The sequence below is a fragment of the Pseudomonas sp. KUIN-1 genome (assembly GCF_009176725.1).
Classification (GTDB): Bacteria; Pseudomonadota; Gammaproteobacteria; order Pseudomonadales; family Pseudomonadaceae; genus Aquipseudomonas; species Aquipseudomonas fragariae.
Genome location: NZ_AP020337.1, coordinates 1,258,461 through 1,277,370, shown reverse-complemented (window position 1 = coordinate 1,277,370; position 18,910 = coordinate 1,258,461). Strand labels below are relative to the sequence as shown.

Sequence of the window (18,910 nt, the reverse complement as noted above, 5' to 3'; positions counted from 1 at the left end):
TGAACTCCAGGCTAACGTCTAAGGTCACCCGTAAAGACGGCTCCGGTTTTCGAGCAGTGACTGTCAGGGAGCAAAACCCTGATCTCGATCAACTGGGAGGGCCTTTCAGGCTTGTAGTTGTAGATAAAACAAAATATTGCCACTAAAAAGGCTTGTTTTCTATTTCTATGAGAATAATCTTGTAATTCCAACAACAAATTCAGAAGGACGGCTGTATGACTCTTCGTATCGCAATCAACGGTTTTGGCCGCATCGGCCGCAACGTCCTACGCGCACTGTATACCCAAGGCTACCGCCAGGACCTGCAGGTCGTCGCCATCAACGATCTTGGCGACAGCGAAATGAACGCACACCTGCTGCGCTTCGACACCGTACACGGCCCTTTCAGCGGCACGGTCGAGTGCGACAAGGACAGCCTGACCGTCAATGGTGACCGTATTTCGGTCAGTGCCATTCGCAATCCGGCCGAGCTGCCGTGGAAAGCGCAGGACATAGACGTGGTGTTCGAATGCACCGGTCTGTTCACCAGCCGTGACAAGGCTGCCGCGCACCTCACCGCCGGCGCCCGCAAGGTGATTATCTCCGCGCCAGCCAGCGGTGCCGATGCCACCATCGTCTATGGTGTCAACCACGACACGCTGCGCCAGTCGCACCAGATCATCTCCAGCGCCTCGTGCACCACCAACTGCCTGGCACCGGTCGCTCAAGTGCTGCATCGCGAGTTGGGTATCGAAAACGGTCTGATGACCACCATTCATGCCTACACCAACGACCAGAACCTGATCGATGTCTATCACACCGACCCGTACCGCGCCCGCTCGGCCACGCAGTCGATGATCCCGAGCAAGACCGGCGCTGCCGAAGCGGTAGGTCTGGTGCTGCCGGAACTGGCAGGCAAACTCACCGGCATGGCGGTACGCGTACCGGTCATCAACGTTTCGCTGGTCGACCTGACCGTGACCCTGAAGCGCGAAACCACCGCCGATGAAGTCAACGCGCTGATGAAAGAAGCCAGTCAGCACTCCAAAGTGCTCGGCTACAACACGCTGCCGCTGGTCTCCCACGACTTCAACCACAACCCGCTGTCGTCGATCTTCGACGCCAACCACACCAAGGTCAGCGGCAAGCTGCTCAAGGTACTGTCGTGGTACGACAACGAATGGGCGTTTTCCAATCGCATGCTCGACAACTGCCTGGCACTGCATAACGCGCAGTAAAGGACAGACGTCCAGACAAGCGCCTGCTCTCATGCCCATGCACTGCGTGGGCATGCGGCTTCGGGCGTCCTCGCGCGGTCTTGAGCGCGCCTCTGGCGGACAAATATTTACAGATCCAGGCTTGACCCGCCCAGAAGATGAGAAGCATTATCATTTGCTCGAATCTCCGGTCGGGCTCCTTCGTGTCGCACTCAGACTTCAACAACGTGTTTCTGGCCCAGCGCCCGGTCCTGTTACGTACTCTGCAACGCATGGTTGGCAATCAAAGCGCTGCTGAAGACCTGCTTCAGGAAACCTGGCTGCGCGTCAGCCGTGCATTGACCGAACACCCGGTCGCTCATCTTGAACCCTTCGTTTTCCAGACCGCTCGCAACCTGGCGCTGGATCATTTGCGTGCGCGGCGCATCCACGGCCGGACCATGCTCGAAGACGTGTCGCCTGCACGGCTCGAAAATGTCGTGGCCCAGCTGGGCTCGCCCGAAGATGCTGCACACGCCAAGCGCCTGCTGGAGAACCTGAGCGCCAGTCTGAGCACGCTGAGCCCGCGCCAGCAGAAAATCTTTACCCTCAGCCGCCTCGATGGCCGCAGCTATCTGGAAATTGCCGAGCAGTTGCAGGTCTCTGCCAGTACCGTACAAAAAGAATTGAAACTGATCATGGCGATCTGCATAGGCGTCCTTTCCAGGCTTGACCCACCCTGAACCCTGCCGCACGCTGCCACACTCATATCGATACAGTTTCAGGATTGCCGAGGAACACCGTGGCCCCGAAAACAGAACGTCCGCACGCGATCGCGCAGGACGTGTTGAGCAACGCTGCAATGGATCAGGCCCTGACCTGGCTGATCGAGCTGGAAGGCGCAGACGATGCGCATCAGGCGCGTTTTCAGGAATGGCTGAATGCCGATCCCGACCACGCTCGCGCATTCGAGAAGGCCCGGACGCTCTGGAGCTCGCAGCCGGTTCGGTACGCAGCCGAAAATATCGCACCACCGCGCAAGCGCTCGGCATGGCAGCGTGCCCGTTCCCACTGGAAACCTCTGGCCACTGCTGCGGTGCTGCTGTTGGGGTTGTTCAGCTTCAGCAATCTGCCCTTGCGCCTCCAGGCCGATCATCTGACGGTCGTCGGTGAACGCCAGCGCCTGGAACTGGCGGACGGCTCGAAGGTGCTGCTCAATACTGATTCGGCTTTCTCCAGTCAGGTCGGAGAAAAACAGCGCTCTGCCCGCTTGTACCAGGGTGAAGCCTTCTTCGATGTCACGCCCAGGCCCGGGCTGCCCTTGGAAATCGAAGCAGGCCCGGTGCGCATGAGCGCCAACAGCACCGCGTTTTCGGTGCGCTACCTGAACGGCGTCGCGCAGGTACACGTGCAACGCGGCGCTGTCGACGTGCACGCCAGCCATGGCGACTCCAGCCTCAGTCTGGGCGCTGGAGACAGCGTTCGCGTGGGGCCTGACGGGTTTGGGCAGCGTGAAAAGCTTGACCCGGCCCGGGACCTGGCCTGGGTGCAGGGCCGACTGATATTCGACAACTCCCCGCTGGGCGACGTACTGGCTGAGCTGCGCCGTTACTACCCAGGCTGGATCGTCAGCACCAATGCGCAACTGGACCGTGTTGCCGTAACCGGCAATTATCGCCTGGACAACCCGCTCGACGTGGTGCGTTCGCTGGCGCAGATCACGTCGGCAAGCATTCACGAAATGCCCGCGCTGGTGATTCTCAACTGAAGAAAAGTTTTTTTACTCGATAGCGACTGGCCGTTCGTCTAGTCATAGCCAATGCAACTGATTCTCATTGTGAAACAGCTTGTAAACACTATGACGAGCAACACCCCAGGGAGCGCTACCGATGTCATCCACGTTCACGCCTGTCGCCCGACAACGCGCAAGGCTTACGCTTTCTCTGCTTACGCTTGCGGTACTGGGCGCCAGTCTGCAGCTGACAAACGCCAGTGCTGCCAGTGAAAGTACTCATGCGACACGCCCGGCGGGCACCTACCCCTTCTCGATCAGTCAGCAACCCCTGGTGTCGGCGCTGAACGAGTTCAGCCGCGTGACCGGCTGGCAGGCAGGCATGTCGGCGGGCCTGGCCCAAAGCGTCATCTCCCCTGGGGCCAGCGGGGAACTGAGCGCTGCCCAGGCGCTGGACAGCATGCTTTCCGGAAGCTCGCTGAGCTACCGCAATCTGGGCAACAACAGCATCGTGCTGGAAAAACGCGCGCCCACCGCTGGCGTCATGGCGCTGGATCAGATCACTGTCAGCGCCACACGCCAGGCCCAGGATGTCGCCACGGTGCCGAGCACTGTCAGCGTACATTCCCGTGAGGAACTGGACCGCGACAACGTCAACACGCTCCGCGACCTGGTGCGTTACGAGCCGGGGGTCTCGGTGGGTGGCGCAGGCCAGCGTGCGGGCACGACCGGCTATAACATTCGCGGCATCGACGGCAACCGGATCCTGACCCAGGTCGACGGCGTCGAGGTGCCCGACAGCTTTTTCACCGGTCCCTATGCACAGACTCACCGCAACTATGTGGACCCGGAGATCGTCAAACGCGTGGAAATCCTCCGCGGTCCCGCCTCGGCCCTGTACGGCAGCAGCGCCATTGGTGGTGTGGTCAGCTATTACACACTGGACCCGGACGACATCATCAAGCCCGGCAGGAATGTCGGCGCGCGGCTGAAAACCGGCTACAGCTCGGCAGACGAAAGCTGGCTCAACTCGGCCACCGTCGCAGGCCGTCAGGGCGAGTTCGACGGCTTGCTGCACCTCAGCCAGCGCAATGGCCATGAAACCGAATCCTATGGCAGCACCGGCGGTAGCGGATTGAGCCGCGCGCAAGCCAACCCTGAGGATGCGCGCAGTACCAATGTGCTGGGCAAACTGGGCTGGAATTACGGCGACGGTTCGCGTCTGGCGCTGGCCTATGAAAAGTACAAGGACGACCGCGACAGCAATCTGAAAAGCGCAGTCGGCGGTCCATTCACCAACGGCAGCGGCCTGGGGATGTATCAGTCGCGCGAGGGTAACGACACCATCACCCGCGAACGCTTCGGGATCGAAAACAGCTTTGCACTCGGCAGCCTGCTGGTCGACAACGTCAAGTGGAGCCTGAACTACCAGATCGCGAAAACCGATCAGAGCACCCGGGAACGTTACTTTCCGTTCTCCCGCGATGTCATTCGTGAACGCGACACGCAGTATCAGGAAAAGCAGTGGGTGTTCGATGCCCAGCTGGACAAGGCATTCTCCGTTGCCAGCACCGACCACGTGCTGACCTACGGGACAACGATCAAGCGCCAGAAAGTGACCGGATTGCGCAGCGGCAGCGGCACTTGTGCGCGAGTCTTCGGCTCCTGCCGCGCTGTCGGTGCAGACAGCCCGAGCGACCGGCTGGCCGCAACGAGTGATTTCCCCGACCCGACCATCACCAGCTACGCGCTGTTCGCGCAGGATCAGATCAGCTGGAATGACTGGACCTTCCTGCCCGGCGTGCGTTACGACCACACCCGGCTTGATCCGACATTCACCTCGCAATTCCTCAGGTCGGTCAGCCTGACCGACCCAGACCAGGCGAACGATGAAACGCGAACCTGGCATCGCCTGTCGCCCAAGCTGGGCGTGACGTACGCACTCAGCGATGCCTACACGTGGTACGGCCAGTATGCCGAGGGCTTCCGCACGCCTTCAGCCAAGTCACTGTACGGACGCTTCGCAAACCCGACCGCCGGGTACGTGGTCGAGCCCAATCCGAACCTGAAGCCCGAAACGAGTAAAAGTTACGAAACCGGGCTGCGCGGTCGCTTCGAGTCCGGCTCGTTCGACATCGCGGTGTTCTACAACAAGTACCGCGACTTCATCAACGAAGACGCCATCACTCCCGGCTACAGCGAACTCACCTTCCAGTCCAACAACATACGCCACGCCACCCTCAAAGGCGCCGAACTCAAAGGCCGTCTGAACCTCGACAGCCTGGGTGCGCCGAACGGTCTCTACAGCCAGGCCTCGGTCGCCTATCTGCACGGCCGCAACGACGACACGGGCGAGCCGCTCAACAGCGTCAACCCGCTGACCGGTGTCATGGGGCTCGGTTATGACCGCGATCACTACGGCGGTCTGTTGAGCTGGACTCTGGTCAAGCGCAAGAACCGCGTGGATGACAGCAACTTCCACACGCCGGACGGCACCTCCAGCCAGTTCAGGACACCGGGCTTCGGCATTCTGGACCTGACCGGCTACTACAAGGTCAGTGATGACGTGACCGTCAACGCAGGCCTGTACAACCTGACCGATAAAAAATACTGGCGCTGGGACGATGTGCGCGGCTACGACGGCGTGGGAGAAGCCGGCGTAACCGCACCCGCCAACCTCGATCGCCTGACCCAGCCGGGACGCAATTTCAGCGTCAACGTGGTGTGGGACATCTGAGCCCGAACGTCTCTGAAAGCCCGCCGCTGGATGATCGAGCGGCAGGCTTTTTTTACGCTTTCGGGCCTGACTGTTCGTCTATTCAACAAGCCTTTTTTCAGCAAGGAAGACTACGATGCCCCTTGATCAGAACCGACCGACCCTGCGTTCGCAACGCCTGAGCCAGATCACCCACGCGCTGCATGAACAGCTCGACAAGGCGGTCAAGGCACATGCGCCGTTTGACACCCTGGCCAGCTATTCGCGCTTCGTGGTTGCCCAGTACCTGTTCCAGAAAGAGCTGCAACCCCTGTACAGCGACCCCACACTTCAAACGATCATCAGCGACCTGCCGGCCCGCTGCCGGGCCGAACAGGCCAGAGCAGACCTTGCCGACCTGAACATGGACCTTCCCCTGCCGGTGGCGGGCGCGGTACAAAAGCCGAGCAGCGCTGAAGCGCTCGGCTGGCTGTTCGTCTCCGAGGGCTCCAAGCTTGGTGCAGCATTCCTGATCAAACGTGCCCAGGCCCTGAACCTGAGCGACAGCTTCGGCGCGCGGCACCTGGGCGAGCCTGCCGGAGGCCGGGCTGCAGGCTGGAAAGCCTTTGTCCGAACGCTTGATGAACTGCCACTGACTGCCGAACAGGAAGCAGAACTCGATCGCGGCGCCATCGCCGCATTCGAGCGTTTCAACGTGTTGCTGCAGTGCGCCTACGCCGATGCTCCCGTTACAGACATGGCACAGGCATGAAAAAGCGCCCGGTGCTGTTAAGCTGGCCGGGCTCCCCGAACCTGCCTGTAGAGACCATGACGTACAAACCACCCGGCTCAAGACTTTCACGCCTTTTATACGGCATCCTCGCCTACACCGCGCTGGGCATAGGCATCGTTGCGATCTTCGTTCCCGGCCTGCCAACCACCGAGTTCATTCTGCTGGCCGCCTGGGCGGCAACACGCAGTTCGCCGCGACTGAACGCCTGGCTGGAAAATCACCGGGTGTTCGGACCGATACTGTACAACTGGCGTAACGGCCGACTGGTCGCGCGCAAGGCCAAGATCAGCGCTACCATCAGCATGCTTGTCTGTGCCGTGGTGATGCTGAGCCTGATCGGCCATGCCTGGTGGCTGTACCTGGCACTCACGGGGATGGCGCTGGGCAATCTATGGATCTGGTCGAGGCCGGAGCCGGACAAGATAGAGCGTTGAGCGCAGGCATGATGCGCGTGGCACCCTGCGCAAGGCTGAACCGTCCTGTCTCGGTCAGTGTCAGACTGAGCACACTCACCCCTTGATGGAGTCACTTCATGTACGAGCCAGGCCATCTGCACCTCACCCACGTGGCGCTTCAACCGTCGGATATCAGCTATGACATCCACTTGCGCTACAACGTGGAGGAAGATCCCAAGCAAGGCACGTCCATGCACTTCACCATGCAGGGCGAAATCAACGGCAAGCCGTTCGAGGAGCAATTCCAGTTGCCCCGTGACCTTGCCTTCAACTTCGCCCATGACGCGAGTCGCATCGCGATAAGGCACGGCTTGCCCAACTCGGCCGCACTGCCCATCGCCCAGCACAAGGACTATGACCGAATGTTCGCGGACATTCGCGACAAACTCCACGCCAAGTCAGGCGACCCGGTTAAACCGGAGCATCTGGAGTAAGCCAGCGCAGCCGAGGCCTGGAGAACACCAGCGGGCAGTAGCGGGAGGAATCAGGCATCGGAAAACACCATCGTGCCCATGCTCCGCGTGGGTATGCCGTTCTGGACGCTCTGCGTCCTCGCCTGAATAGGCGACATGGCATAAATCCATGACGCGGAGCGTCACGAAGGGCATTCCCACGCTGTGGACTGCCCCCCGAAAGTTGGACAGTTTTAGCTCGCCGCCTGAGCCCTGTATTTTACGGGGCTCAAGCCGTTTAGCTTCAGCTTGATGCGGTCATGGTTGTAGTAGCGGATGTACTCATCCAGACCTGCCTTCAGCTCTTCTATGCTTTCAAATCGTTTCAAATAGAAAAACTCGGACTTCAGCGTACCAAAGAAGCTTTCCATTGCGGCATTGTCCAGGCAATTTCCCTTACGCGACATGCTTTGCTTCACGCCCTTTACCGCCAGCTTTTGACGGTACTGCGCGTGTTGATACTGCCAGCCCTGATCCGAGTGCATCACAAGCTTCGGCTCGTCCTGCAACTGCTGGAGAGCCTTGTCCAGCATATTGGTGACCAGCTCGAAGCACGGCCTGGTAGACACTTCGTACGCCACGATCTCACCGTTGTACAGGTCCATCACGGGCGAGAGGTACAGCTTTCGATTGGCCACTTTAAACTCGGTCACATCGGTCACCCATTTCTGGTTCGGGCGTTGCGCCGTGAACTTGCGCTCCAGCAAATTCGGCGCAATTTTCCCGACGGTGCCCTTATAGGAGCGGTACTTCTTGGGTCGCACAACTGATCTGAGGCCCAGTTCAGCCATCAATCGCTCCACAACCTTCTTGTTGACCAACGTGCCTGAGTTGCGAATGACCGCCGTGATACGCCGAGCCCCATAAAGACCTCTCTCCTCGTGATAAACACGCTCTATCTCCTGCTTCAGAGCTGCATCTGGATCGGGTCTGGATTGCACCTGAGCCTGATAGTAAAACGTGCTGCGCGCCAAGCCCGCCAGCGTCAGAAGGGCGCACATCGGAAACCGGTTCCTCAGTTGTTTGACGATCAGGGCTTTTTCTTTTGCCGTCGTTGCTGCTCCTTCAACTCTTCCAACTTTTTTAGGTAAGCGTTCTCCATGCGCAGGTATTCAAGCTCGGCCATTAACTGGTCGCGTGTCTTGTGCGTATCGTCAGCGGTTACGGGTTCGGTGGGATAAGGCTTCTTGGGCATGGCAGCAGGCTTTCTTCTTGTGGGAACACGCGGGGCTAGACCGTCACTGTAATGCTGCTGTTCCCAAATGACTATTTGGCCAGGATCACCAATACCAAAATGCGCTGCGGTCTGGCGAAGCGACAGCCCGTGCTCGCGCTTGTGCTCAAGCACTGAGCGTTTGAAGGCTTTACTGTACCGAAGACCAGGCTTGCGATGGCCTGTGTGCCCATGGCTCTTGTAATTGGCGACCCAGCGTCGAAGCAGGCTGAAATCGATCGAGAACTGACTGGCCACCTTACGAAAGCCGATGTTGCCTTCAAGGTACGCTTTGACGACGGTGAGTTTGAATTGCTCTGAATACTTGGCCATTTGAACACCCCCATTAGGTCGGATTGGTGTCCAACTTCTTGGGGGCAGTCCACTGGAGCGTGAGGAACGATAGGCGTGCGCAAAAACACCAGCGCACAGTAGCGGGCGGAATGAGGCGTCGGAAAACACCATCGTGCCCATGCTCCGCGTGGGTATGCCGTTCTGGACGCTCTGCGTCCTCGCCTGAATAGGCGACATGGCATAAATCCATGACGCGGAGCGTCACGAAGGGCATTCCCACGCTGGAGCGTGAGGAACGATAGGTGTGCGCAAGGACACCAACGGGCAGTCACGGGAGGAATCAGGCATCGGAAAACACCATCGTGCCCATGCTCCGCGTGGGTATGCCGTTCTGGACGCTCTGCGTCCTCGCCTGAATAGGCGGCATGGCATAAATCCATGACGCAGAGCGTCACGAAGGGCATTCCACTGGGCCGTGAGGAACGATAGGTGCCTGCAGGAGCGTGAGGAGTGACAGGTGTCTGCAAGGACACCAGCAGATTTCACCAAACCGGCCGCCACAAGGCATACTTGCCGCCTTCTCATTCGCGAACCGTCAACGCCTCATGCGCATCCATGTCAGCTTCATCGACCGCGTCGGTATCACCCAGGAAGTGCTGGCGATTCTGGGTGGACGCAATCTGAATCTGGACGCGGTGGAGATGGTACCGCCCAACGTGTACATCGATGCGCCGACGCTCAGCCATCAAATGCTCGAAGAGCTCAAGGACGCGCTGTTTCGGGTCCGTGGTGTGGAAGCGATCACCGTGGTCGACATCCTTCCGGGTCAGCGTCGCCACTTGCAGCTGGACGCGTTGCTCGCCGCCATGACCGATCCGGTGCTGGCACTGGACAGCGCCGGGCACGTGCTGCTGGCCAACCCGGCACTCATTGCACTGATCGGCAGGGAGCCAGCGGGTGAATCGATCGGTGAGCTGTTCAGTGACCCCAGTCTGCACGCCGCGTTGCTGGAAAACGGCTTTCGCCTGCCGCTGCGCGAGATCACCCTCAATGGTGAAGCACTGCTGCTGGATGCCACGCCGATCACCGAGGCCGGTGCGCTGATTACCCTGTACCTGCCCAGCCGAATCGGCGAACGCCTGTCGGCATTGCACCATGATCACGCCGAAGGTTTCGACGCTCTGCTCGGCGACTCGGCCGCCATCCGCACTCTCAAGGCACGCGCGCAACGGGTGGCGGCGCTGGACGCACCGCTGCTGATTCAGGGCGAAACCGGCACCGGCAAAGAGTTGGTCGCCCGGGCCTGTCACGCCAGCAGCGCACGCCACGGCGAACCGTTTCTGGCCCTCAACTGCGCGGCGTTGCCGGAGAACCTCGCCGAAAGCGAACTGTTCGGCTACGCCCCGGGAGCGTTTACCGGGGCACAGCGTGGCGGCAAACCGGGATTGATGGAGCTGGCCAACCAGGGCAGCGTATTTCTCGATGAAATCGGCGAAATGTCACCCTATCTGCAGGCCAAACTGCTGCGTTTTCTCAACGATGGCAGCTTCCGGCGCGTCGGTGGCGATCGCGAAGTACGGGTCAATGTGCGCATTCTCAGCGCCACCCACCGCGATCTGGAAAAGATGGTCAGCGAAGGCACCTTCCGTGAAGACCTGTTCTACCGCCTTAATGTCCTCAATCTTGAGGTTCCACCGTTGCGCGAGCGCGGTCAGGACATTCTGCTGCTGGCCCGATACTTCATGGAGCAGGCATGCGCACAGATTCAGCGCCCGGTCTGCAGACTTGCACCCGGCACCTACCCTGCACTGCTCGGCAACCGCTGGCCAGGCAATGTGCGGCAATTACAGAATGTGATTTTTCGCGCAGCTGCCATCTGCGAACACACTCAAGTGGATATAGGCGACCTGGATATCGCCGGCACCGCAGTGGCGCGCCAGAACGACAGCCCGATCGACAGCCTCGAAAATGCCGTCGAAGCCTTCGAGCGGAATCTGCTGGAAAAGCTTTACGCGGATTACCCTTCCACCCGCCAACTGGCCAATCGCCTGCATACTTCGCACACCGCCATCGCTCATCGCCTGCGAAAATATGGAATTCCTGGCAAGCGTTAGTCGATTGAAGTCGCTCATCGAAAATATATTCCGAAAGGATTCATTTAATAACTAGTTTGCCGATAACGATCTGGTATCGTCCATGAACCTCTTATCATCCATTTGAATGGATGTCCGTAGTGTGATTACGGCCGTAATGGCAAAAAGGTCAGGTAGTACCGGGAAGTCATATGCCAACCTCGCCAGTGGACCGCCCGCTTGTCGACGCTCAGTCTCGCGCTGAAAAAATCGTCGAATCTCGCCGTCAGAAAATCCTTCTCAAGACCGGCGCGCTGCAGGACGCAATTTTCAACAGCGCCTACTTCTCCAGCATCGCAACCGATGAGCACGGCGTTATCCAGATATTCAATGTCGGCGCCGAACGGATGCTCGGCTATCACTCCGAAGACGTGGTCGACAAGATCACACCTGCGGACATCTCCGACCCCGCCGAGCTCATCATCCGCGCGGCGGCCCTCAGCCATGAACTCAACACGCCCATCACGCCGGGTTTCGAAGCCCTGGTATTCAAGGCTTCGCGCGGCATCGAAGACATCTACGAACTGACCTACATCCGCAAGGATGGCAGCCGCCTGTCGGCCATGGTCTCGGTCACGTCACTGCGCGACAGCGCCGAAACCATCATCGGTTATCTGCTGATCGGCACCGACAACACCGCGCGCAAGCAGGAGGAAGAAGCTCAGGCCTTGCTCGATCAGCGCTTGCGGGACCAACAGTTCTATACCCGTTCGCTGATCGAATCGAACATCGATGCGCTGATGATGACCGACCCGCAAGGCATCATTTCCGACGTCAACAAGCAGATGATGGCGCTGACCGGGCGCACCCGCGACGAATTGATCGGCGCGCCCTGCAAGAACTTCTTCACCGACCCGGCGAGTGCCGATGCCGCCATCAAGCGCGTGCTCAGCGAGCACAAGGTCAGTGACTACGAACTCACCGTGCGCGCCTACGACGGCACTGAAACCGTGGTGTCCTACAACGCCGCGACCTTTCATGACCGTGACCGCAAGCTCAAGGGGGTCTTCGCCGCAGCCCGTGACGTGACCGAGCGCAAGCGTTTCGAGCGAACGCTGGAAGAAAAGAATATCGAGCTGGAACACGCCAGCCACATGAAGTCCGAGTTTCTTGCCACCATGTCGCACGAGCTGCGCACCCCGCTCAACGCCGTGATCGGTTTCTCCGAGGCACTCAGGGACGGCATGGTCGGCGACATGACCGATGCCCAGCGACGCTACATCGGCGATATCTTCAACAGCGGCCAGCACCTGCTGTCGCTGATCAACGACATCCTTGACCTGTCCAAGGTCGAGGCCGGCATGATGACGCTGGAGCTCGAGTCGGTCGATCTGGACGAACTGCTGAGCAACAGCCTGCTGATCGTGCGTGAGCAAGCCGCCCTGCAACACATTCAGCTGAAACTGGAAACAGAGGCCGAATTCGGTGAGCTTGAGCTCGATCGACGCAAGACCAAGCAGATCGTCTACAACCTGCTGGCCAACGCCGTGAAATTCAGCGAGCCCGGTGGCTGGGTGACGCTGGCGGTGCGACTGGTGCCGGCTTCCCAGGCAGGTCTTATCGATGGCGACTGGCCGACCTACGGGTTTGCGCTTGCGTCCGGTGACTGTGAGCAGTTTCTGGAACTGAGTGTCAGCGACACCGGAATCGGCATCGCCCAAAGCGACATGAACAAGCTGTTCAAGGCGTTCAGCCAGATCGACAGCGGCCTGGCACGCAAATTCGAAGGCACCGGACTGGGTCTTGCGATGGTCAAGCAACTGACCGAACTTCATGGCGGCTGCGTCGCGGTCGCCAGCGTGAAGGACCTCGGCGCACGCTTCGTGGTCTGGCTGCCCATCCGCTCACCTGAATCAGCGGAGGCGCGATGGCCCAGATCCTGATCATTGAAGACAATGCGGCGAACATGCGTCTGGCAGAGCTATTGCTGACCAGCGCCGGGCACACTGTGCTGTCGGCCGTCGATGCCGAAACCGGCCTGAAACTGGCTCGCGAACGTCAGCCCGACCTGATCCTGATGGACATCCATCTGCCGGAAATGGACGGCCTGACCGCCACAGCGCTGTTGAAGAAAGACGCCGGCACCGCCGCGATCCCGGTGGTCGCACTGACCGCGATGGCCATGAAGGAAGACAAGGAGAAGATCCGCCTGGCGGGCTGCAACGCTTATGTCATCAAGCCGTTGCGCTACAAGGAGCTGTACCGGGTCATCGACACCCTGCTGGAAAAAAATCTGCCTCAACAGCCCATTACCTGAGCATTCGATATGACCGAGAGCGCCGCGACCATCCTGATTATCGATGACGACGTCCATGTCCGGGACCTGCTGGAGGTTCTCTTGCAGAACCAGGGTTACCGGACATTGACGGCGGAATCAGGCGAGCTGGCGCTGGCCATGGTCAAACGACAGGCACCCGACCTGATCCTGCTGGACATCATGATGCCGGGCATGGACGGCTATGAAGTCGCCAGCCAGCTCAAGGCCGAAAAGGGCACCGCCAATATACCGATCATCATGCTCTCGGCACTCGACGACCAGAGTTCCCGTCTTTCAGGGCTGGAAGCGGGGGCCGAGGAATACCTCAACAAGCCTGTGGACAGCGCCGAACTGTGGCTGCGCGTGCGTAACCTGCTGCGTCTCAAGGCGTTCGGCGACTACCTGAAGAGCCACAGCCTGATCCTCGAAGATCAGTTGCAGCAGCGCACCATCGATCTCGAGCGTTTTCGCACGGTAATGGACGCCTCCGAAGACGCGATCTTCCTGATCAACCGCAACACCATGAGCCTGATCGAATTCAACCGCCGGGCCTGCCAGTTGCTGGGCTACACCGCCGAGGAGCTGTCGCACAAGACACCTGCGGAACTGGGCGAGACGTCCATGGAGCAGCTTGAGGTCGTGTATGACCAGATCATCGCCGGCAAAGGCCCCAGCGAACCGCTGGAAACCCAGATTCGCGACAAGAGCGGCCGGGATGTCGAGGTCGAAATCCATCGCCAGGCCTACCGAACCGGCGAGGACTGGGTCATCGTCGGCATCGTGCGCGACATCACCCGGCGCAAGGAAAGCGACCAGCGCCTGCTGACCATGGCCCACTACGACACGCTGACCGGCCTGCCCAACCGGGATCTGTTTTTTACCAGCCTGCAAATGGGCATGACCCAGGCGGCCATCAGTCGCTGGAAGCTGGCGGCATTGACAGTCAATATCGACGGTTTCAAGAACATCAACGAAACCTGGGGGCATGTGCTGGGCGATGAGGTGCTGCTGGAAGTCAGCCGCCGACTGTCGAACTGCCTGAATGCCAGCGACACCCTCGGCCGCGTGGACGGCGATCAGTTCGCCCTGATTCTGATGCTTCGTCCCGGCCAGGCGGATACCCGGCAAACGCTCGAACGCATCCGCAACGCATTGCGAGCGCCCTTCCGCATAGAAGGCCAGAGCCTGGTCATGACCGCCAGCATCGGCATTGCCCTGTACCCGGAGGATGGCGAAGACTCGCGCGAGCTGATCAGACATGCCTACACCGCCATGAACAGCGCTCGAAAGATCGGCCCGGACAACTACCGGTTCTATACGCCGCAGATGAACGCCGACGTTTCGGCCCGTCTGGACCTTGAGGCCGCGCTGCGCGAAGCGGTGCGCAACCAGGCCTTCGAAATCGTCTACCAACCCAAGCTGGACCTGAACAACGACCGTATCTGCGGACTTGAGGCGCTGTTGCGCTGGCCACGCCCTGGTCATCCAGGCGTTTCGCCTGCCGTATTTGTCCCCGTACTGGAAAGCCTCGGCCTGATCGGTGAAGTCGGCAACTGGGTGGTCGACAGCGTCTGCGCCCAGATTGCGCGCTGGCAACGCTCCGGGTTGGGCTCTTTTCAGGTCGCGGTCAACATCTCCGGGCAACAGATTTCCAGCAGCAGCCTGGTTGCCGACATCCGTCAGGCCCTCGAAAAACACAATGTTGCGCCGCAGTGGCTTGAGGTCGAGCTGACAGAAAGTTCGTTGATGGAAAATACCGCACACACCATCGCCACCCTGGGAGCACTGCGAGCCAACCGCGTGAGTATTTCCATCGACGACTTCGGCACCGGCTATTCAAGCCTGGCGTACCTGCGCCGCTTCCCTATCGACAAGCTGAAAATCGACATCGCATTCATTCGCGAGGTGACCAGCAACCCACAGGACGCGGCCATCGCCAGAGCCATCATCGAGCTGGCTCACAGCCTCGACCTGCAGGTGATCGCCGAAGGGGTTGAAACCCCAGAGCAACTGGCGTTCCTGCGCGAAAACCATTGCGATCAAATTCAGGGCTATCTGATCAGCAAGCCACTGCCGCTTGAAGAGCTCGAAGCGTTTTTGTGCTCACCGGCAAGCCGCGTCGGGTAACTGCCGACGCGCTAGCGACGGGTTCCGGGTGATAGCCATTGGTAGCCGGGTGCAATCATGCCGGCCCGATCGTAACGAAAACGCTCCAACGTAACGATTTCGCTCCAAAACAGCTCACTCCCCACGCATCAAGGCCTTGATCAGTCAGGTATTTTCAAATACCTGACGACCGTAGCGTTTTCGCTACACCCGATATCGTCAAGCGTAGCCAAATAACATACAAACCATTGATTTAAAAAGAAAAATAAAACATGGCCGCTAAATTGCTAGGTCATGGCTCATATTGTTCGCGTGCTGCGCGAGCCCTGTTCTCCGAGGAGTTTGTATGAGCGATTTGCGATTCACCGTTGACCATGAATGGCTGCGTGCCGAAACCGACGGCAGCGTGACGGTCGGCATTACGCCCTACGCACAGGAATCGCTGGGCGATGTGGTCTTCGTGCAGCTCCCGGATTTACAGGCCTACACTCAACACGCTGAAGTGTCGGTGGTGGAATCGGTGAAGGCCGCCAGCAGCATCAACATGCCGCTGGACGGTGACGTCGTCGAGGTCAATTCCGCCCTCGATGCCACGCCGGAGCTGGTCAATGAAGATGCCCTCGGTGCGGGCTGGTTCTTTCGCTTCGTTCCACAAGACGCCAACGCCATTCACGGCTTGCTGGATCAGGACGCCTACGACCGCCTGATCAAAGCCAACGCCGAAGCCTGAGGAGCACGCCATGACTGACCGTATCGAACTGACCACTGCCAACGAATTCATTGCCCGTCACATTGGCCCGCGCGCGGCTGACGAGCTGGCCATGCTGCAAACACTGGGTTTCGATTCCATCGAAGCGCTGAGCGAAAGCGTTATCCCGGAAAGCATCAAGGGCACCAGCGTTCTGAACCTGCCTGCCGGGCAGAGCGAAGCCGATGCGCTGGCGTCCATCAAGGCCATCGCCAGCAAGAATCAGCTGTTCAAGACCTACATCGGCCAGGGTTACTACAACACCCACACGCCAGCACCGATTCTGCGCAACCTGTTGGAAAACCCGGCCTGGTACACCGCTTACACGCCTTACCAGCCAGAGATTTCCCAGGGCCGCCTGGAGTCATTGCTCAATTTCCAGACACTGATCAGCGACCTCACCGGCCTGCCGATTGCCAACGCCTCTCTGCTCGACGAAGCCACCGCCGCCGCCGAGGCAATGACCTTTTGCAAACGCTTGAGCAAAAACAAGGCCAGCCAACAGTTTTTCGCGTCCAGCCACTGCCACCCGCAGACCCTGGATGTATTGCGTACCCGCGCCGAGCCGTTGGGCATTACCGTGGTCGTGGCCGATGAGCACGAGCTGGGCGATGTCGGCGATTACTTCGGCGCACTGCTGCAATATCCGGCCAGCAATGGCGACGTGTTCGATTACCGCGAACTGGTCGAACGCTTCCACGCGGCCAACGCACTGGTCGCCGTGGCTGCCGACCTGCTGGCCCTCACCCTGCTGACCCCGCCAGGCGAATTCGGCGCTGACGTGGCGATTGGTAGCGCGCAACGCTTCGGTGTGCCACTGGGCTTCGGTGGCCCGCATGCGGCCTACTTCTCGACCCGCGATGCGTTCAAACGTGACATGCCGGGCCGTCTGGTCGGCGTGTCGGTGGACCGTCACGGCAAGCAGGCCTTGCGCCTGGCCATGCAGACCCGCGAACAGCATATTCGTCGCGAAAAGGCCACCAGCAACATCTGCACCGCACAGGTGCTGCTGGCCAACATCGCCAGCATGTACGCCGTCTACCATGGTCCACGCGGACTGACACAGATCGCCAATCGTGTTCACCAGCTGACCGCGATTCTTGCCGAAGGCTTGAGCGCGCTGGGCCTGAAGGCCGAGCAGGCATTTTTCTTCGACAGCCTGACCCTGCACACCGGCGACAGAACCGCTGCACTGCATGCCGCCGCACGCGCCAGGCACATCAATCTGCGCGAAATCGATGACCAGCGTCTGGGTCTGTCACTGGACGAGACCACCTCGCAGTCGGCCGTCGAAACGCTGTGGGCAATCTTTGCCAGCGACGGCCAGAGCCTGCCGGACTTCGCCGCGCTGGCAGACAGCGTGCAGTCACGCCTGCCGGCCGGGCTGTTGCGTCAGTCAGCGATCCTCAGCCACCCGGTGTTCAACCGCTATCACTCGGAAACCGAGCTGATGCGCTACCTGCGCAAGCTGGCCGACAAGGACCTGGCGCTGGATCGCACCATGATTCCGCTGGGCTCGTGCACCATGAAGCTCAACGCCGCCAGCGAAATGATCCCGGTGACCTGGGCCGAATTCGGCAACCTGCACCCGTTTGCTCCGGCCGAGCAAAGCGCCGGCTACCAGCAACTGACCGATGAGCTGGAGGCCATGCTCTGTGCCGCAACCGGTTACGACGCGATCTCGCTGCAACCGAACGCCGGCTCGCAGGGCGAATACGCCGGGCTGCTGGCGATCCGCGCCTATCACCAGAGCCGTGGCGACGAACATCGCGACATCTGCCTGATCCCTTCCTCGGCGCACGGTACCAACCCGGCGACTGCCAACATGGCCGGTATGCGCGTCGTGGTGACCGCCTGTGATGCACGTGGCAACGTCGACATCGAAGACCTGCGCGCCAAGGCCGTTCAGCATCGCGACCAGCTTGCGGCGATCATGATCACCTACCCGTCGACCCACGGCGTGTTCGAAGAAGGCATTCGCGAAATCTGCGGCATCGTTCATGACAACGGTGGCCAGGTCTATATCGATGGCGCAAACATGAACGCCATGGTTGGCCTGTGCGCACCGGGCAAGTTCGGCGGCGACGTGTCGCACCTCAACCTGCACAAGACTTTCTGCATCCCCCACGGCGGTGGCGGCCCGGGCGTTGGCCCGATCGGCGTGAAATCCCATCTCGCCCCGTTCATGCCCGGTCATGCCCGCATGGAGCGCAAGGAAGGCGCGGTCTGCGCGGCACCGTTCGGCAGCGCCAGCATTCTGCCCATTACCTGGATGTACATCCGCATGATGGGCGGTGAAGGCCTCAAGCGCGCTTCGCAACTGGCGATTCTCAACGCCAACTACATCTCGCGCCGTCTGGAGGAGCATTACCCGGTGCTCTACACCGGCAGCAACGGCCTGGTCGCGCACGAGTGCATTCTCGACCTGCGCCCGATCAAGGACAGCAGCGGCATCAGCGTCGACGACGTGGCCAAGCGCCTGATCGACTTCGGCTTCCATGCCCCGACCATGTCGTTCCCGGTCGCCGGAACACTGATGATCGAGCCGACCGAGAGTGAATCCCGAGAAGAACTGGACCGCTTCTGCGATGCCATGATCAAGATCCGCGAAGAAATCCGCGCAGTTGAAAACGGCACCCTGGACAAGGATGACAACCCGCTGAAAAACGCGCCGCACACCGCTGCCGAAATCGTCGGCCAGTGGAGCCATCCTTACAGCCGCGAACAGGCGGTGTACCCGGTCGATTCACTGATCGAGAACAAGTACTGGCCTCCGGTCGGTCGTGTCGACAACGTCTTCGGCGACCGCAACCTGGTCTGCGCCTGCCCGTCCATCGAGAACTATCAGGAAGCGTGAC

The 18,910-nt window shown here is 60.0% G+C and carries 14 protein-coding genes; 13 read left to right on the top strand and 1 reads right to left on the bottom strand.

Annotated features, from left to right (window positions below; all coding sequences use genetic code 11):
• The first annotated feature begins 215 nt into the window (after positions 1-215).
• The 7 genes from gap to KUIN1_RS06110 all read left to right on the top strand — a co-directional run bounded on the left by gap (position 216) and on the right by KUIN1_RS06110 (position 7,284).
• Positions 216-1,217 carry a type I glyceraldehyde-3-phosphate dehydrogenase gene (gene gap / locus KUIN1_RS06140; RefSeq protein ID WP_005891405.1) on the top strand — a complete coding sequence of 334 codons (1,002 nt, stop codon included), beginning with the start codon at positions 216-218 and terminating at the stop codon, positions 1,215-1,217.
• Between the two features lie 182 nt (positions 1,218-1,399).
• Entirely contained in the window at positions 1,400-1,918 is a 519-nt protein-coding gene (locus KUIN1_RS06135; RefSeq protein WP_003415260.1) for an RNA polymerase sigma factor, read from the top strand.
• 59 nt (positions 1,919-1,977) lie between these two features.
• Entirely contained in the window at positions 1,978-2,943 is a 966-nt protein-coding gene (locus KUIN1_RS06130) for a FecR family protein (RefSeq protein WP_011266828.1), read from the top strand.
• A gap of 121 nt (positions 2,944-3,064) precedes the next feature.
• Positions 3,065-5,644 carry a TonB-dependent receptor gene (locus tag KUIN1_RS06125; RefSeq protein WP_116887067.1) on the top strand — a complete coding sequence of 860 codons (2,580 nt, stop codon included), beginning with the start codon at positions 3,065-3,067 and terminating at the stop codon, positions 5,642-5,644.
• Between the two features lie 115 nt (positions 5,645-5,759).
• Positions 5,760-6,374, top strand: coding sequence for a biliverdin-producing heme oxygenase (locus tag KUIN1_RS06120; RefSeq protein ID WP_057457986.1), 615 nt, complete (start codon positions 5,760-5,762; stop codon positions 6,372-6,374).
• Positions 6,371-6,829, top strand: coding sequence for a YbaN family protein (locus KUIN1_RS06115; RefSeq protein WP_004406667.1), 459 nt, complete (start codon positions 6,371-6,373; stop codon positions 6,827-6,829). Before KUIN1_RS06120 ends, KUIN1_RS06115 begins: the two co-directional genes overlap by 4 nt.
• 98 nt (positions 6,830-6,927) lie before the next feature.
• Positions 6,928-7,284 carry a DUF5064 family protein gene (locus KUIN1_RS06110; RefSeq protein ID WP_002552307.1) on the top strand — a complete coding sequence of 119 codons (357 nt, stop codon included), beginning with the start codon at positions 6,928-6,930 and terminating at the stop codon, positions 7,282-7,284.
• Positions 7,285-7,496: 212 nt separating this feature from the next.
• On the opposite strand, the gene KUIN1_RS06100 is transcribed toward KUIN1_RS06110, so the two are convergent.
• Positions 7,497-8,848 (bottom strand): IS3 family transposase gene (locus KUIN1_RS06100; RefSeq protein ID WP_116892774.1). Its coding sequence is split into 2 segments (ribosomal slippage): positions 7,497-8,389 and positions 8,389-8,848, totalling 1,353 coding nucleotides; the frame shifts between segments, so codons are not numbered across the junction.
• Between the two features lie 566 nt (positions 8,849-9,414).
• Here KUIN1_RS06100 and KUIN1_RS06085 point away from each other — a divergent pair.
• The 6 genes from KUIN1_RS06085 (at position 9,415) to gcvP (ending at position 18,909) form a co-directional block, all read left to right on the top strand.
• The gene (locus KUIN1_RS06085; RefSeq protein WP_058822476.1) at positions 9,415-10,923 is read left to right on the top strand and encodes a sigma-54-dependent transcriptional regulator; all 1,509 of its coding nucleotides are present in this window, start codon (positions 9,415-9,417) and stop codon (positions 10,921-10,923) included.
• 170 nt (positions 10,924-11,093) lie between these two features.
• Positions 11,094-12,824 (top strand): PAS domain-containing sensor histidine kinase, encoded by a 1,731-nt coding sequence (locus KUIN1_RS06080; protein ID WP_011266825.1) that lies wholly within the window; start codon positions 11,094-11,096, stop codon positions 12,822-12,824.
• Entirely contained in the window at positions 12,809-13,198 is a 390-nt protein-coding gene (locus KUIN1_RS06075; RefSeq protein ID WP_004406684.1) for a response regulator, read from the top strand. Before KUIN1_RS06080 ends, KUIN1_RS06075 begins: the two co-directional genes overlap by 16 nt.
• Positions 13,199-13,207: 9 nt before the next feature.
• On the top strand, positions 13,208-15,325 hold the full coding sequence (locus KUIN1_RS06070) for a putative bifunctional diguanylate cyclase/phosphodiesterase (protein ID WP_054092515.1): 2,118 nt from the start codon (positions 13,208-13,210) through the stop codon (positions 15,323-15,325).
• 325 nt (positions 15,326-15,650) lie between these two features.
• Complete coding sequence (gcvH, locus tag KUIN1_RS06065) at positions 15,651-16,034, top strand: glycine cleavage system protein GcvH (protein WP_032656283.1); 384 nt, start codon at positions 15,651-15,653, stop codon at positions 16,032-16,034.
• A gap of 10 nt (positions 16,035-16,044) precedes the next feature.
• Complete coding sequence (gene gcvP, locus KUIN1_RS06060) at positions 16,045-18,909, top strand: aminomethyl-transferring glycine dehydrogenase (RefSeq protein WP_032656281.1); 2,865 nt, start codon at positions 16,045-16,047, stop codon at positions 18,907-18,909.
• The last annotated feature ends 1 nt before the right edge of the window (position 18,910 follow it).